At 51.2% G+C, this 15,930-nt stretch carries 14 protein-coding genes; 5 read left to right on the plus strand and 9 right to left on the minus strand.

Going from position 1 to position 15,930, the window contains the following annotated elements:
* Positions 1-69 precede the first annotated feature (69 nt).
* From lpdA to sdhC, 7 genes are all read right to left on the minus strand, one after another.
* Positions 70-1,509, minus strand: a complete 1,440-nt coding sequence (gene lpdA, locus V5J35_RS03240) for a dihydrolipoyl dehydrogenase (protein ID WP_354009882.1) — start codon at positions 1,507-1,509, stop codon at positions 70-72.
* 65 nt (positions 1,510-1,574) lie between these two features.
* Complete coding sequence (odhB, locus tag V5J35_RS03245; protein ID WP_354009883.1) at positions 1,575-2,795, minus strand: 2-oxoglutarate dehydrogenase complex dihydrolipoyllysine-residue succinyltransferase; 1,221 nt, start codon at positions 2,793-2,795, stop codon at positions 1,575-1,577.
* 63 nt (positions 2,796-2,858) lie between these two features.
* Complete coding sequence (locus V5J35_RS03250) at positions 2,859-5,690, minus strand: 2-oxoglutarate dehydrogenase E1 component (protein WP_354016262.1); 2,832 nt, start codon at positions 5,688-5,690, stop codon at positions 2,859-2,861.
* Between the two features lie 348 nt (positions 5,691-6,038).
* Entirely contained in the window at positions 6,039-6,743 is a 705-nt protein-coding gene (locus tag V5J35_RS03255; protein ID WP_354011364.1) for a succinate dehydrogenase iron-sulfur subunit, read from the minus strand.
* An 18-nt stretch (positions 6,744-6,761) separates the two neighbouring features.
* Complete coding sequence (gene sdhA, locus V5J35_RS03260) at positions 6,762-8,534, minus strand: succinate dehydrogenase flavoprotein subunit (protein ID WP_354009884.1); 1,773 nt, start codon at positions 8,532-8,534, stop codon at positions 6,762-6,764.
* A 3-nt stretch (positions 8,535-8,537) separates the two neighbouring features.
* The gene (sdhD, locus tag V5J35_RS03265) at positions 8,538-8,906 is read right to left on the minus strand and encodes a succinate dehydrogenase, hydrophobic membrane anchor protein (RefSeq protein ID WP_354009885.1); all 369 of its coding nucleotides are present in this window, start codon (positions 8,904-8,906) and stop codon (positions 8,538-8,540) included.
* Positions 8,900-9,274, minus strand: a complete 375-nt coding sequence (gene sdhC / locus V5J35_RS03270) for a succinate dehydrogenase, cytochrome b556 subunit (RefSeq protein ID WP_354009886.1) — start codon at positions 9,272-9,274, stop codon at positions 8,900-8,902. Before sdhC ends, sdhD begins: the two co-directional genes overlap by 7 nt.
* Before the next feature lie 421 nt (positions 9,275-9,695).
* Here sdhC and gltA point away from each other — a divergent pair, with 421 nt between their 5' ends.
* From gltA to ddpX, 5 genes are all read left to right on the plus strand, one after another.
* Positions 9,696-10,979, plus strand: coding sequence for a citrate synthase (gene gltA / locus V5J35_RS03275; RefSeq protein WP_354016263.1), 1,284 nt, complete (start codon positions 9,696-9,698; stop codon positions 10,977-10,979).
* 164 nt (positions 10,980-11,143) lie between these two features.
* Positions 11,144-11,881, plus strand: coding sequence for a TerC family protein (locus tag V5J35_RS03280; RefSeq protein ID WP_354009887.1), 738 nt, complete (start codon positions 11,144-11,146; stop codon positions 11,879-11,881).
* Complete coding sequence (locus V5J35_RS03285; protein ID WP_354009888.1) at positions 11,881-12,507, plus strand: HAD family hydrolase; 627 nt, start codon at positions 11,881-11,883, stop codon at positions 12,505-12,507. Before V5J35_RS03280 ends, V5J35_RS03285 begins: the two co-directional genes overlap by 1 nt.
* Before the next feature lie 26 nt (positions 12,508-12,533).
* Entirely contained in the window at positions 12,534-13,607 is a 1,074-nt protein-coding gene (locus V5J35_RS03290; protein WP_354009889.1) for a PTS fructose transporter subunit IIC, read from the plus strand.
* Between the two features lie 81 nt (positions 13,608-13,688).
* Positions 13,689-14,252, plus strand: a complete 564-nt coding sequence (gene ddpX / locus V5J35_RS03295) for a D-alanyl-D-alanine dipeptidase (protein WP_354009890.1) — start codon at positions 13,689-13,691, stop codon at positions 14,250-14,252.
* Positions 14,253-14,272: 20 nt separating this feature from the next.
* Here ddpX and V5J35_RS03300 read toward each other — a convergent pair whose 3' ends face one another.
* On the minus strand, positions 14,273-15,049 hold the full coding sequence (locus V5J35_RS03300) for a flagellar motor protein MotB (RefSeq protein ID WP_354009891.1): 777 nt from the start codon (positions 15,047-15,049) through the stop codon (positions 14,273-14,275).
* Positions 15,046-15,900 carry a motility-associated protein gene (locus V5J35_RS03305; protein WP_354009892.1) on the minus strand — a complete coding sequence of 285 codons (855 nt, stop codon included), beginning with the start codon at positions 15,898-15,900 and terminating at the stop codon, positions 15,046-15,048. The genes V5J35_RS03300 and V5J35_RS03305 overlap by 4 nt, the downstream gene beginning before the upstream one ends.
* Positions 15,901-15,930: the final 30 nt, after the last annotated feature.

Here is a 15,930-nt window from a genome sequence, read left to right on the forward strand (position 1 = left end):
GATCACTGCTATCAGTCTGGAATTGCCTCAGTCCTTTAAAAAAGCAACTCCAGTATTTATATCAAATGATCAACGCCGCTTGCGATTAGCGATATGAATGGCATGCCCATCCACAGCCAGAACCGCTTCATGCAAAGCTTCGCTTAACGTCGGGTGAGAGAAGATAGTCAAAGCCAAGTCTTCGCTGCTGGCAGCGAATTCCATCGCAATAACGCCCTGCTGAACCAGCTCTGCCGCACTGGGTCCAACCACATGGACACCCAGAATACGGTCTGTCGCTTTATCAGCGATCACTTTCACCATTCCGTCTTTTTCATTAGCCGCCAGAGCCCTGCCACTGGCAGCAAATGGGAAGGTTCCCACTTTGTATTCATTACCTTCCGCTTTGACTTCTTCTTCAGTCTTTCCAACCCAGGCAATTTCAGGATGGGTATAAATAACTGACGGAATCAGATCATAGTTCATCTGGGCTTTCTGGCCAGCAATGATTTCGGCAACCATGATGCCTTCTTCACTGCCTTTATGCGCAAGCATTGGCCCTCGCACGACATCACCAATAGCATAGACACCAGGTACATCGGTTGCACAGTGGTCATCGACAAAAATAAAACCACGTTCATCCAGATTGACACCACTGTCAGGAGCAAGCAGGCCCTCAGTATAAGGACGTCGACCTACGGCGACAATGAGCTTGTCAAAAATTAATGAATTTTCTTTGCCTTCACCGTCTACATAAGTGACATCAATCTCTTTATCCCTGATTTCCGACCCTGTCACCCGAGCCCCAAGGCGAATGTCTAATCCTTGCTTTTTCATTATTTTCATGGACTCTTTAGCAATCTGCTGGTCCGCAGCAGCCAGAAACTGATCCAGAGCCTCAAGCACCACAACCTCAGAACCCAGACGCCCCCAGACACTACCGAGTTCCAGACCGATCACACCCGCACCAATCACACCAAGACGCTTTGGCACGTCCCTGAATTCCAGCGCACCGGTTGAGTCAACAATCAGGTCGTTATCAACCGGAGCCGGTGGTATGTCGATCGGACGGGATCCGGTTGCAATCACCACATTAGCGGTTTCGATAATTTCTACACTGCCGTCACCCTTGGTCAACTCCACCTGTTTCGCAGCCAGAACCTTGCCCGCGCCTTCCAGTAGTGTCACCCCGTTAGCCTTGAACAAACCACCAACGCCGCTAGTCAGGGTCTGAACAATTTTATCTTTACGGGCAATCATCTTTGGCACATCCATCTTGACCCCTTCATGTTCGATACCATGAAGGCCAAAGTCTTTCTGTGCCTCAACGAATTTATGAGAGCTGTCCAGCAGCGCCTTGGAAGGAATACACCCAACGTTCAGACAGGTGCCGCCCAATAATGTTTTCCCCTTGTCGTCTGACCACTTTTCAACACAAGCGGTTTTTAGTCCCAGTTGAGCGGCGCGAATAGCACAAACATAACCCGCTGGTCCTGCTCCAATAACGACGACGTCGAACTGATTTGCCATAATTTCTATTCCTAGCAAATGAATCTGATGACTGCCGGAACAGCCATCCACTCACTGTCTACAACTTATAATTCCAGCAGTATGCGTGCAGGATCTTCGAGTAATTCCTTGATAGTCACAAGGAAGGTGACCGCCTCTTTGCCATCCAGCAAACGGTGGTCGTAGGAAAGCGCCAGATACATCATGGGCAGAATTTCCACCTGCCCGTTAACGGCCATCGGGCGCTCCTGAATTTTATGCATGCCGAGAATGGCTGACTGGGGCGGGTTCAGAATCGGGGTAGAGAGCAGCGAACCAAACACACCACCATTAGACAGGGTAAAGGTACCTCCCGTCATATCTTCAATGCCCAGTTTGCCTGCCTGAGCTTTCTGCCCGTACTCACGGATTTTTGCCTCAATGTCAGCCAGGCTCATGGCTTCCGCGTCACGCAGAACCGGCACCACCAGCCCCCGGTCACTGGATACTGCCACGCCGACATCCTGATAACCGTGATAAACAATATCATTGCCATCAATCGAAGCATTCACAGCGGGGAAACGCTTAAGGGCTTCAGTACAGGCTTTTACAAAGAAAGACATAAAGCCGAGCTTGACCCCGTGGCGTTTTTCAAACTGATCCTTGTAACGGCTACGCAACTCCATTACCGGCTTCATGTTGACCTCGTTGAACGTGGTCAGCATGGCAGCAGTCTGCTGAGCGTCTACCAGTCGTTGAGCCACCTTGGCACGCAGCCTTGTCATGGGAACCCGCTTTTCCACACGTTCACCGGCAAACACCGGAGAAGTGGCCTCTACCCGGGGAGCAGTAGTCTGGGGAGAAACAGTAACAGGTGCAGGGCTGGCAACCGGATTCTGGTCTGCATGACGCATCACATCTTCTTTGGTCACTCTTCCACCCTTACCGGTTCCGGCAATGTCGGTGGGATTGAAGCCTTTTTCATCCGCCATTTTGCGCGCAGCAGGACTAAGGATTGGTTCCTGCGCAGCGACTGCAGCCGGGACGAATTCAGGTTCTGCTATCGTTTCCCCGGGCGTTTCAGCGACAACACCCGCTTCAAACCGGGCAATCAGTTCTTCTCCAAGAACAACATCGCCTTCATTCTTAATAAGCTCTGTTAAGGTTCCATCCACCGGAGCAACAACCTCCAGAACCACCTTGTCTGTCTCAATATCAACCAACAGCTCATCCCGACTACAGGCTTCCCCCGGCTTTTTGTGCCAGGTCGCTACAACACCGTCTGCGACAGACTCGGGAAAGGTGGGTGCTTTTATTTCAATGGCCATAATGATCCCTTGGAGTATTTGACCTGCCTGCGTCTTTCACTTTGAACGACACAAGACGAATATTTATACCGTAAATGCGTCATCTACCAGTTTCTGTTGCTCTTCTACATGCTTGGACATGTAGCCACACGCCGGTGCCGCAGAAGCATCACGTCCTGCATACTGAAGCGCCAGACTATCATTGAGCCGGGCAACAGAGCGCCGCATGTGGTGCTGGCTGCAATACCAGGCTCCCTGGTTCATAGGTTCTTCCTGGCACCAGACAACATGCTCAAGATTTGGATATTGAATGATTAATTCATCCAGATCGTCCTGTGGGAATGGATAAAGCTGCTCGATCCTAACGACGATGGTGTCGTTAATCTCATCATTACGTCGCTTGTCAATTAAATCGTAATAGACCTTGCCACTGCAGAGAATCAACCGGCGCACATCAGCGTGCTTATGCTCTTCCACTTCAGGAATAACGGTCTGGAACCCACCTTCAGCCAGATCTTCAAGTGTTGAGATGGCCTGTTTGTGTCTCAGCAGGCTCTTAGGGGTGAAAGCAATCAAAGGTTTGCGCAGCGGCCTTAATACCTGACGGCGCAACATGTGGAACACTTGTGCAGGGGTCGTTGGTACACACACCTGAATATTGTGTTCCGCACACAGTTGCAGGTAACGTTCCAGCCGGGCAGACGAGTGTTCTGGTCCCTGCCCCTCGTAACCATGGGGCAACAGCATGGTCAGACCGCACAGGCGTCCCCATTTGTGCTCACCACTGGTAATAAACTGGTCGATCACCACCTGACAACCGTTGGCAAAGTCACCAAACTGGGCCTCCCAAACCACCAGCGCCCCCGGCGTCGTGGTCGCATAACCATACTCAAAAGCCAGCACGGCTTCTTCAGACAGCAGCGAATCCCATATCTGGAACGGGGGCTGGTCATCACTCAGCCTGGCCAGAGGTACCAGTGCGTTGCCGTCTTTCTGGTTGTGATGCACGGCATGGCGGTGAGAAAAGGTTCCGCGACCAACATCCTGACCAGTGATTCGAACAGGATGCCCCTCTTTCAACAAAGAGGCATAAGCCAAAACCTCTGCACAACCCCAGTTAATGGGCAATGCACCGGCTGCCATCTTACGACGATCGTCGATAATTTTGCTGACCTGACGCTGTAGCACAAAGCCTTCAGGAATGTCGCACAGTTTCTGTCCCAGTTCCTGCAAATTACCCAGGGCTACCCGGGTATCATGCCGTGCTGTCCACTCGTGCCCCAGATAAGGTGTCCAGTTAACAAACAGCTCCGTATTGGGTTCCTTAACCAGTGCCTTGACAACATGCTCGCCGTTGTCCAGTGCAGTCCGATAGCTGTTCACCAGCTCCTTGTTGGCTTCAGCAGAGATGACTCCCTGCCCGGCCAGAGTTTCGGCATACAAGTCTCTGGTCGTGGCATGACTCTTGATCGTCTGGTACATCATTGGTTGAGTTGAAGAAGGTTCATCGGCCTCGTTATGCCCACGACGACGATAGCAGACCATGTCGATCACCACGTCCCGTTTAAACTCCATACGGTAATCCAGCGCCAGCTTGGTCACAAACTGAACCGCTTCCGGATCATCACCATTTACGTGAAGAATTGGCGCACCCACCATTTTGGCAACATCGGTACAGTACTCCGTAGAACGGGCATCTTCCCGGCGACTGGTGGTAAAGCCTACCTGATTGTTAATGATGATATGGACGGTACCACCCGTACTGTAAGCACGGGTCTGGGACATCTGCAGGGTTTCCATCACAACGCCCTGTCCGGCAAAAGCCGCGTCACCGTGAATGGAAACAGGAATTACCTGTCCCCGGACCTCATCATGACGCCGGTCCTGCCGGGCCCGCACTGAACCTTCGACTACTGGTGCCACAATTTCAAGATGCGAAGGGTTAAAAGCCAGCGCCAGGTGTACCTCTCCACCCGGCGTCATAACATTAGACGAAAAACCCTGGTGATACTTCACATCACCAGAGCCACTGTCTGCCATTTTCTTGCCTTCAAACTCATCAAAAAGCTCAGAAGGATTTTTACCCAGAATGTTCACCAGGACATTAAGACGACCACGGTGTGCCATTCCAATAACGATTTCCTTGGCTCCGTAAGTACCTGCTCTCTGAATCATCTCGTCCAGCATGGGAATCAACGCTTCGCCACCTTCAAGGCCAAAACGCTTAGTACCGGGGTAACGGGTACCAAGGTATTTTTCCAGCCCTTCCGCAGCGGTCAGACGTTCCAGCAGATGCAGCTGGGCTTCCCTGCCCACTTCAGGACGCCCCCTGACACTTTCCATGCGGCTCTGAAACCATCGGCGTTGCTCAGTACTGACAATATGCATGTACTCAACACCCACCGCCCCACAGTAGGTGGCATCCAGCGCAGCGATGATTTCCTGTAACGTTGCCCGTTCTTTGCCAATAAAAATGGTGCTGGTCTGAAATTCGATTTCCAGATCAGCCTGAGAAAGGCCGTGGTATTCAAGGGTCAGATCCGGGAACTTTTCCCTTTTCAATATGCCCAGCGGATCAATGCGTGCCTGCTGGTGACCACGAATTCGGTACGCACTGATCAGGCGCAGAACCTGAATCTGTTTTCGTTCATGATCACTGGATACTGTACTGGCAGCTATTGGGCGGGTAGTCTGATGTTGCCTGGCCATCAGGATGAAGTTTTCCTGAATGGTTGAGTGTGGCACATCCGGATTTCCACCATTCACCTGTGGAAGCTTTTCAAAATAGTCACGCCACTCTTCTGAGACACCGTTAGGGTCCCGCAGATAAAGCTCGTACAACTCCTCGACGTATGCAGCATTTCCCCCGGCAATATGAGACGTCGCCCACATTTGCTGCATGACACCTTCTTGCATGGTCCGCACCCCGTATATCTGGGGCAAAATCTCATACAGAGGTTCGCACGTGCAGGATTCATACCGTTCCATTCCGTTACGATGCGTTGAAAGTGTGCTGTCCTTTTAAACATCCACTTTCAACCCCCCCTTCAGATAACCAGCACTATGCTGGCCGCCCCTGCTGGTAAAACTTACCGGCCGTTCACAAAAAACTGGTCACAAAACCGGCAGGCATCCAAGAGTAAACTACAGACAGAGCTATGTATATAACCAGCTCCACCTTCGAACAATCCCGCTCCATTGTAGATACAATTAACTGTAAAAAAATACTATTTGTAACTGCACCCACTAAACGCAACAACGCCATTAAGTGGCGCTGTTAAAAAGCATCTGCCGGATATGCCCAATGGCTTTGGTTGGGTTCAACCCCTTTGGGCAAACACTGACGCAGTTCATAATGCCCCGGCACCGGAACACGCTGAATGGATCATCCAGATCAGCCAGACGTTCCTGAGTGGCGGTATCACGACTGTCTGCCAGGAAGCGGTATGCCTGCAGCAGGCCGGAAGGCCCCACAAACTTGTCAGGATTCCACCAGAAGGACGGGCAGGCTGTTGAACAGCAGGCACAGAGTATGCATTCATAAAGCCCGTCAAGCTTTTCCCGGTCTTCAGGTGACTGCAAACGTTCAATGGCGGGGGCAGGCTGATCATTAATCAGGTAGGGCCTGATCTTTTCATACTGCTTGTAGAACTGCCCCATATCGACAACCAGATCACGTATAACTGGCAGTCCCGGCAGCGGACGCAGAACCAGACGTTTGCCCCGGGTGGCTTCAGACAGAGGCGTGATGCACGCCAGTCCGTTAGTCCCGCTGATGCTTAAGCCATCGGAGCCACAAACCCCTTCCCGACAGGAACGTCGGTAAGCCAGGGTCGGGTCCTGCTCTTTCAGAAGGTTGAGAACATCAAGCACCATCAGGTCTTTGCCTTCCGGAATCTCCACCTGATAATCCTGCATAAAAGGCCTGGCATCCGTTTCCGGATTATAGCGATAGACACTTACTAACATAACTATCATTAGCCTCCCTTAATACGTTCTTGCCTTGGGCGGGAACGCTTCCATCGATGTGGGAGCAAAATTCACCTGACGTTTACCTACTGCCCTGTCTGTCGGGTAGTAAACCGAATGAACCAGCCAGTTTTCGTCATCACGTTCGGTAAAGTCATTCCGGGCATGCGCGCCCCGGGACTCTTTACGCTCTTCAGCTGACACCGCTGTGGCGTAAGCCACCTCATAAAGATTTTCAAGCTCCAGAGCTTCAATTCTGGCGGTATTAAAAGCCTGACTCTTATCCTGCAGATGGAGGTTCTGCATCCGCTCTCCCAGTTCATCCAGCTTTTTAAGACCTTCCTGCATGCTGTCACCTTCGCGGAACACTCCGAAATACAGCTGCATGGTGTTTTGCAGTTCGGTTCTCAGCTCTGCGACTTTTTCACCGGACTGGCTGCTGTTCAGACGGTCAAGTCTGGACAGCGCTGCTTCAATGTCACTGTCGGATGCATCGACTGAGTCAAAACCTTCATTCAGGCTCTTTTCAATCTGCAGCCCTGCTGCCCGGCCGAAGACCACCAGGTCAAGCAGAGAGTTACCGCCAAGACGGTTAGCACCGTGAACCGATACACAGGCTGCTTCTCCACAGGCGTAAAGACCATCCACCACCTGATCATTACCCTGACCGTCAGGGAACAGCGCCTGACCACCAATATTAGTTGGGATGCCCCCCATCATGTAATGGCAGGTAGGTACCACAGGAACCGGCGCTTTTACCGGGTCAACATGGGCAAAGGTTTTGGACAGTTCGCAGATGCCCGGCAGGCGCAGGTTCAGGGTTTCATCACCCAGATGATCAAGTTTCAGCAGTACATGGTCTTTATCCGGACCACAGCCCCGGCCTTCCAGAATTTCAATAATCATGGAACGGGCGACCACATCACGACCCGCCAGGTCCTTGGCATTAGGTGCATAGCGCTCCATAAAACGCTCACCTTCGCTGTTGATCAGGTAGCCCCCTTCACCACGGCAGCCTTCGGTGACCAGAACGCCGGCACCATGAATGCCGGTTGGATGGAACTGCCACATCTCCATATCCTGCATCGGGAAGCCTGCGCGTAACGCCATGCCGATGCCGTCGCCGGTGTTAATCAGGGCATTAGTGGTCGAAGCGTAAATTCGACCTGAACCACCCGTTGCCAGTACTGTCGCCTTGGCTTTAACGTAAACGGTTTCACCGGTCTCAATGCAGATGGCAATAACGCCTGCTACCTGCCCCCGCTGGTTTTTGACCAGGTCAACGGCGTACCACTCATTAAAAAAAGTGGTACCACCTTTCAGGTTGGCCTGGTAAAGGGTGTGTAACAGGGCGTGTCCGGTTCGATCAGCTGCGGCACAGGTTCTCGCTGCCTGACCACCTTTTCCGTACTCTTTAGACTGACCGCCAAACGGACGCTGATAAATGCGCCCTTCATCGGTTCTGGAAAATGGCAGCCCCATATGTTCCAGCTCAAACACAGCCTGGGGACCAACGGAACACATGTACTCAATGGCCTCCTGATCACCGATATAATCGGAGCCCTTAACCGTATCAAACATGTGCCAGCGCCAGTCATCCTTGGGGTCATCACTGGCTATTGCACAGGTAATCCCTCCCTGGGCCGAAACGGTGTGCGAACGGGTCGGAAAAACTTTCGTGATACAGGCCGTCCTGATACCTGCCTCAGTTAACTGCAGTGCAGCGCGCATACCCGCGCCGCCTCCACCAATAACAATCGCATCATAGGTAAGGGTACGAAGTGCCGCCATTAATCAGAGCCCCCAGATTACTTGAATGCCCCAGACCAGATAACTGAACAGTGCAATAAAGCAGATCAGTTGCACGGGGAACCGAATCAAAACCGACTTTTCTCCGAAAGCACGGCTATTTAAATAGTCTGTGGCAATGGTCCACATGCCTACCCAGGCATGGGCAACAAGAGACAGAAGCGCCAGAAAGCTGAAAATACGTACCCAGACCTGGCTGAACAGTTCACTCCACTGTCCATAATCCAGCCCGGGCGTTGTCAGAATATATCCGACGATAAACAGGGTATAGGCTGCCAGAACAATCGCGGAGAGACGCTGCAGCATCCAGTCATACAACCCGCTTCGGGACAAATTGGTGATATTGGTTACCATACCCAGACCCCCGCAAGAACGATCAGAACGGCTGATACAACAATGGTGACTATTGAACCGATACGGCCAGACTCAAGCTCTTCGCCTATGCCGATATCCATCAACAAGTGTTTGACTCCGGCAACGAAGTGGTAGATCAATCCTGAAAGCAGAACCCAGAGGACAAATTTTGCCAGCCCCGATGACAGGATCACCTGCAGGTCAGCAAAGGATTCTTCAGAAGCCAGCGAAAGGTCCAGTGCATAAATCAGCAACCCTACCCCGATAAAAAGGAGTATGCCTGACAGTCGATGCAAGATGGAGGTATAAGCTGGCAGAGGCAGTTTTATTGTCGTTATATCCAGATTGACTGGTCTTTTGCTATTCACGTTTTTTGTCCTGACGCCTTACGGCGTGCGCAGCAGAAAGAGCACTGAAACCCCGGGACAGAATACTCAGGGTCCCCAAAAAACGCAGGTCCCAAACCTGCTCAACCGCTGACGTTTACAGGTTTCCGTCAGCCGTTGGAGGCTATTCCGTCCCCTGCTAAAAGCCTTCCGCGACTTCGGGTTCGAAGTATATACACTTCGGTTTTCAATTACAATTTACTTCCATATTAAGGAATTCTGCTTACTGATCATTATTTTACCGGTCATAATTTTTCAGGTTTGACAAAAGATTTAATCCCTCTATAGTGGTCGAACCGTACAAGCGGGCCCGGTCATTTTCTGTCTAACAATTACTCATATCAGGGCCTGGATTGACTATAAAGACACCAATAAAACGGCAAAACAGGAGGCCAACCTGATCATGGCTGAAAAAAAAGCTCTCTTAACGATAGAAGGCAAGGAGCTGGAGTTACCTGTTTACTCCGGCTCTACTGGTCCTGATGTTATTGACGTCCGCAGCCTTACTGCCAATGGTTACTTTACATACGACCCTGGTTTTGTATCTACCGCATCCTGTGAGTCTAAAATCACTTACATTGATGGCAACAAAGGCATACTGTTGCACCGGGGTTACCCGATTGAACAACTGGCAGAACATTCTGACTACCTCGAAACCTGTTTTCTGCTGATCTACGGGGAACTGCCAAACGCTGAAGAAAAAAACCGGTTCCAGAAAACCATCATGAACCATACGATGGTTCATGAACAACTGATCGATCTGTTCTCAGGTTTCCGCCGCGACGCACACCCTATGGCAGTGATCTGTGGTGTTGTAGGTGCATTGTCCGCGTTCTATCACGACTCTCTGGACATCACCAATGAAAATCACCGGGAAATCTGTGCCTACCGCCTGATTTCCAAGATGCCAACCCTGGCAGCCATGGCGTATAAATACTCCATTGGTCAGCCTTTCATGTATCCGCGCAACGACCTTTCGTACGGTGGCAACTTCCTGCACATGATGTTTGGTACCCCCTGTGAAGATTACGAGGTCAGCCCGGTACTGGCACGCGCTATGGATCGCATCTTCCTGCTTCATGCAGACCATGAGCAGAATGCATCCACTTCAACGGTTCGCCTGGCCGGCTCCAGTGGTGCCAACCCATTCGCCTGTATTGCTGCCGGTATCGCAGCCCTGTGGGGACCAGCCCATGGCGGTGCCAATGAAGCGGTACTGGTGATGCTGAATGAGATTGGCAGTGTTGACAATATTGACGAATTCATCGCCCGCGCCAAAGACAAGGACGACCCTTTCCGACTGATGGGCTTTGGTCATCGTGTCTATAAAAACTTTGACCCGCGTGCCAAAGTGATGAAGCAGACCTGCGACGAAGTCTTGTACGAACTGGGCCTGGAAAACGACCCTCTGTTCAAAATTGCCAAACGTCTTGAACAGATTGCGCTGGAAGATGAATATTTCATTGAGAAGAAGCTCTATCCGAATGTCGATTTCTACTCAGGCATCATCCTGAAAGCATTAGGCATTCCAACTGAGATGTTTACGGTTATCTTTGCAACAGGTCGTACGCCGGGCTGGATTGCTCACTGGCATGAAATGATCAGCGGTGAATATCGCATTGGTCGCCCCCGTCAGTTGTACACAGGTACCACATCCAGAAACTTTGTGCCTCTGGACCAGCGCTGATTTGCGCATCTTTTTAACCTGACTGACCATTAACTTCAAGAAGCCGGCAATACTCACACTGAGAATTGCCGGCTTATTATTGTCTTTCGTCTAACCCGTTAAGGTCTAAAATAAAGCAGGCCGATATAAATAAACACAACTGTCAATGAAGCGAAGGGCGCATCATGGACCCTGTTTTTTCCCTGCCTACCCTGGAAGTCCTGCTGACGCCTGAGCCCTGGATAGCCCTGGCGACACTGGCTCTGCTTGAAATCATTCTTGGCATCGACAATATCATTTTCATTACTATTGTGGTCGACCGGTTGCCAGAACAGCAACGGGCGAGCGCCCGTTACCTCGGCCTGCTGCTGGCAATGGGTACCCGAATCGCTTTACTGCTGTCTATCGCCTGGATTATGGGGTTAACTGCGACCTGGTTTACCGTGTTCGGACATGAAGTCTCTGGCAGGGATATCATTCTGTTTGGCGGTGGACTGTTTCTGCTGGCGAAATCAACACACGAAATTCACAACTGTTTCGAACCGGAAGACGAGGGTGCCCCGGCACTTATACGACGAGGTTTTTTCTTCACCCTGATTCAGATCGCGCTTCTGGATATTGTTTTCTCCCTGGACTCTGTCATCACCGCTGTCGGCCTGGCTGACGATGTATGGGTGATGGTGGCCGCCATCATGATCGCCGTGGGTGTAATGATGTTTGCCGCTGGCCCCATCGGCCAGTTTGTCAGCAATAACCCAACCTTTAAAATGCTGGCACTCAGCTTCCTGATTCTCATCGGTGTTTCACTGATGGCTGAAGGTCTGGACTTCCACATACCCAAGGGGTATATCTACTTCGCCATGGCCTTCTCACTCATGGTGGAAATGCTGAACCGCCGCATGAGCCAGAAACGGAGTCACTGATGTCACAAAAAGTTGTTCTGTTTGATATGGACGGTGTTATTGCTGATTCCTGGCAGGCATTTTATCCGGTCTTCAGTGAGTACCTGAACAAAACAGGTTTCAATGATCTGGTCAGTGAGGCTGTTCTACTGGAAATGTTTGAAGGCAATTTTTACCAGAATCTGCAAACGGCACTTCACCCCTGCCCGGTTAACCAGACAAACTTTCTTCAATTGAGCCTGGCGTTAACCACTGCGATCAAAAGCTGTTCCCCTTTTCCCGGAATAAAACAGGCACTGCAGCAGCTCAACCATCATTATCCTCTGTATCTGATAACCAATAACTTCAATGCTACCGCCAGTGTTTTTCTGGAAGAACACCGGCTGAATGTTTTTCAGGAAGTACTCGGTCTTGAAACACATCGGGACAAAACAGTAAAAATTGCCCGGATTCAGGCGCAATATCCCGACCACTCAGTTTTCTTTATCAGCGACACCCTTGGTGACATTCTGGAAGCCCGACAAACCGAAGCGGTGACCATTGCCATCAGCTGGGGCTGGCATTCACGCCAAACCCTTCTGCGAGGTTCACCCGACACAATCCTTGATACTCCAGACGAGCTGCTAGACTACATTATCCATTTCTAGTGTCGGACAATGAGATTTTCAGGATAATGAAATTATCGGGTCCAGCAAACACGCCACTGAATTTCAGGCATGAACTGTTCAACCTGAAAACACACCTCTTAACCGGCACCAGCCACATGATCCCGTTTATCGTTGCCGGTGGTGTACTGTTATCTCTTGCCGTTATGCTCAATGGTGAAGGAGCCCAGCCTGAATCGGGATTTCTGAAAGACCTCTGGGATATGGGCGTGGCAGGCTTTACACTGTTTATCCCCATACTGGGAGGCTACATTGCCTGGTCGATGGCAAGCCGCCCCGGACTAGCACCGGGAATGATTGGTGCCTGGCTGGCGGAAAGCTATGGTGGTGGTTTTCTGGGAGCCATCATTGTTGGCTTCATCGCCGGTTACATTGTCAACCTGCTGAAACGCATCCCCCTGCCTGGCGCCATGAAACCCATGGGGGCGATTTTCATTTACCCGCTGCTGGGTACTTTTCTGACCTCTGGCATTGTTATCTGGTTTATTGGCTACCCCATTGCACATCTGATGACCACCCTTAATGAATGTCTGTACAGCCTTGAGGGAACATCAAAAGTCCTTATGGGCGGTCTACTGGGTGCTATGACGGCCTTTGACATGGGGGGGCCTGTCAACAAAGTCGCCACCCTGTTTGCACAAACCCAGGTCAAGGATCACCCCTATCTTATGGGCGGAGTGGGTGTTGCTATCTGTACACCACCACTGGGTATGTGGCTTGCCACCGTTCTGGCACCGCTAAAATATTCAGGCGAAGAGCGTCAGGCAGGAAAAGCAGCGCTGATGATGGGCATGATCGGGATTTCCGAAGGCGCGATCCCCTTTGCCGTTGCCGACCCATTAAGAGTCTTACCTGCCATCGTACTCGGAGGCATCACCGGTAACATCATTGGTTTCAGTGCCGGAGTGTTAAACAATGCCCCCTGGGGAGGCTGGATTGTCTTGCCGGTCGTTGACGGACGCTGCTGGTATGTCTTTGCCACACTCACTGGCATGCTGGTCACCGCGATCACCGTCAATCTGTTTAAACCTGTAAAAACACTGACAAAATCAGATTTTATCGTGGATGCCGATAAAGGGTGATAACCTGATTGGAAGCCTGACCGGGAACGCATTGCAAACTTCTATTTATAAAGACACACCAGTTATGAAGACGCACTTATTATGAAGACACAGCAGCTTGTAGCCATCACTCCAGAAACTCATGACGTTACGTTATCAATAGCCTATGCCTCCAGGGATAATTTTACCGGCAAAGCCATTTATAAAAAGCCCCTGTGCTACCTGCATCAGGATGCCGTAGCAGGTCTGGAAAAAGCGATTGATATTCTGTCACCACTGGGCTTAAAGCTGAAAATATGGGATGCCTTTCGTCCGCAGGAGGCTCAGCAGTTATTGTTCGACCATACGCCTGATCCCATGTATGTTTCACACCCTCAAACCGGTACCTGCCCCCATTGCCGGGGGATCGCTATTGACCTGACCCTCACGGACAGTTTTGGTCAGGAGTTGGAGATGGGAACCGATTTTGATGATTTCCGCCCACTGGCTCACCACGGCAATGACCAGGTGTCAGAGAAAGCTCAGCACAACCGTCTGCTGCTGGCAGGCGTTATGAGTATTGCCGGTTTCAATCCGATCCAGAGTGAGTGGTGGCATTACCAGTTACCTGATGCCAACAACTACCCGCTCTATACCGAGGCAGAACTGCAGACCGGGATGATGTAGTCACTGCCCCCTGCAACCTGCTAGCTTTCGACAACTACATCTTCGTACTGGTGCAGCACCAGAAGCTCCACGCGTCGGTTGACGGCAGCCCGGGGCTCATCTTCATTCAGTAACTGACTGTCTGCCATGCCAGATACCGCTACAAACCGGCTGTTGTCCATGCCCAGATAGTTGAGGACCTCCCGAACATTGTTCGCCCTGGCATACGACAGAGTCCAGTTATTGCGATAGCTGTCTCCCGAGAATTGCGTAGAGTCTGTATGGCCAATAATCCTGATATCATGCCCGGACTTTTCCAGCAAAGGTCCCAGCTCAAACAGGATATCCTCAAAGAAATAAGTCAGCTCGTACTCTCCCAGCCTGAACATAGGCTGGTCATCGGTTTCCACCAGTTGAATCAGCAACCCCTCTTCCACTTCCTCCATGCGGAGGTTGTCCTGATATTGCTTGATTTTCAGCAGCTCAGCGACATAAGGGTTACTGAACTGGCTCTCTTCCAGCAGCAGATTGCCCTCTGCACTATCACTCTCTTCGTCCATCTCCATACGGGGTGGCTGCCAGTCTCCCAGGGTTTCATTAACAGACATTTCCAGATTGACAACGGAATGCCCTGTCGTAAAACTGGCGATTGCCCCCGGACCGGAGAAATAGCCTGACAAGCCTTCCCTCTGTTCGGCATCGGTAATAGAGACGATCCACAACACCATAAACAGCGTCATCATGGACATACAGAAGTCAGCCATCGCTCCCTTCCATGTACCCATCGTTTCTTCGTGGTTTCTTCTGAGACGACTCATGCCACCGCTCTCTGCAGCCTGCGCTCCAGCTCAACAAAGCTTGGCTGTACACCGGAATACAACACCCGGCGACCAGCATCCACGGCCACCAGAGAGTGACGACCACCACAGTTCGCCACCAGCGAGGCTTTAACGCATTCGAACAGCATGATTTCGTCTCTGATCGAGTGAGTCACCAGGTTCATCATAGGGGTCAGAATGCCATAACTGGACAACATCCCCAGCATGGTACCCACCATCGAACCAGCAACCGCCATACCCAGCACATCAATAGGACCCGACACCGAACTCATGGCGATAATAACACCCAGTACCGATGCTACGATGCCAAACCCCGGCGCGCAGTCAACCGCCCTTCGCAATGCCTGGACACTTTGCATCTGCTCTGCCTCAAAGGCCGCCAGCTCAGCTTCCAGCAACGCTTCCAGTTCCGGCGCGCTATTCTGACCAAGAATAGTAATACGCAGGTTGTCGCAGATATACGTTACCAGGCGTGTACTGGAGAGAAGACCGGACTCCTGAAACAGGTTGCTGTTCTCCGGTTCTTCAATATGTTCTTCCAGTGCCTGTCGCCCTTTCCGGCGGTCTGTCTGAAACAGGTCATACAACAGTTGCAGTAACTGCTCATAATCGTCCTTGTTGCGACGTTTACCAAGAACCGCATGGGACAGGTATTTCCAGGTAAGACCCAGCACATCGCCTGGCGTGGAAGAAAAAAATGCACCAGCGGTTCCACCTACCACAATCAAGATAAAAGCAGGTTGCCAGAGCGCACTCATCGACCCGTCACCCAGATAATAACCGCCAATCACACTGGTGATGGTCAGCAAAAAGCCTATCAGCTTCAGCATTTTTTACTCCCGGCAAAATACTGTTCTTCT

Source organism: Endozoicomonas sp. NE40, assembly GCF_040549045.1.
Taxonomy (GTDB): Bacteria; Pseudomonadota; Gammaproteobacteria; order Pseudomonadales; family Endozoicomonadaceae; genus Endozoicomonas_A; species Endozoicomonas_A lisbonensis.

What these genes read in the sequence shown, in the direction of transcription:
- lpdA (WP_354009882.1), bottom strand. Translation starts at nt 1,509, where the DNA reads ATGGCAAATCAGTTCGACGTCGTCGTTATTGGAGCAGGACCAGCGGGT.
- odhB (WP_354009883.1), bottom strand. Translation starts at nt 2,795, where the DNA reads ATGGCCATTGAAATAAAAGCACCCACCTTTCCCGAGTCTGTCGCAGAC.
- V5J35_RS03250 (WP_354016262.1), bottom strand. Translation starts at nt 5,690, where the DNA reads ATGCAAGAAGGTGTCATGCAGCAAATGTGGGCGACGTCTCATATTGCC.
- V5J35_RS03255 (WP_354011364.1), bottom strand. Translation starts at nt 6,743, where the DNA reads ATGTTAGTAAGTGTCTATCGCTATAATCCGGAAACGGATGCCAGGCCT.
- sdhA (WP_354009884.1), bottom strand. Translation starts at nt 8,534, where the DNA reads ATGGCGGCACTTCGTACCCTTACCTATGATGCGATTGTTATTGGTGGA.
- sdhD (WP_354009885.1), bottom strand. Translation starts at nt 8,906, where the DNA reads ATGGTAACCAATATCACCAATTTGTCCCGAAGCGGGTTGTATGACTGG.
- gltA (WP_354016263.1), top strand. Translation starts at nt 9,696, where the DNA reads ATGGCTGAAAAAAAAGCTCTCTTAACGATAGAAGGCAAGGAGCTGGAG.
- V5J35_RS03280 (WP_354009887.1), top strand. Translation starts at nt 11,144, where the DNA reads ATGGACCCTGTTTTTTCCCTGCCTACCCTGGAAGTCCTGCTGACGCCT.
- V5J35_RS03285 (WP_354009888.1), top strand. Translation starts at nt 11,881, where the DNA reads ATGTCACAAAAAGTTGTTCTGTTTGATATGGACGGTGTTATTGCTGAT.
- V5J35_RS03290 (WP_354009889.1), top strand. Translation starts at nt 12,534, where the DNA reads ATGAAATTATCGGGTCCAGCAAACACGCCACTGAATTTCAGGCATGAA.
- ddpX (WP_354009890.1), top strand. Translation starts at nt 13,689, where the DNA reads ATGAAGACACAGCAGCTTGTAGCCATCACTCCAGAAACTCATGACGTT.
- V5J35_RS03300 (WP_354009891.1), bottom strand. Translation starts at nt 15,049, where the DNA reads ATGAGTCGTCTCAGAAGAAACCACGAAGAAACGATGGGTACATGGAAG.
- V5J35_RS03305 (WP_354009892.1), bottom strand. Translation starts at nt 15,900, where the DNA reads ATGCTGAAGCTGATAGGCTTTTTGCTGACCATCACCAGTGTGATTGGC.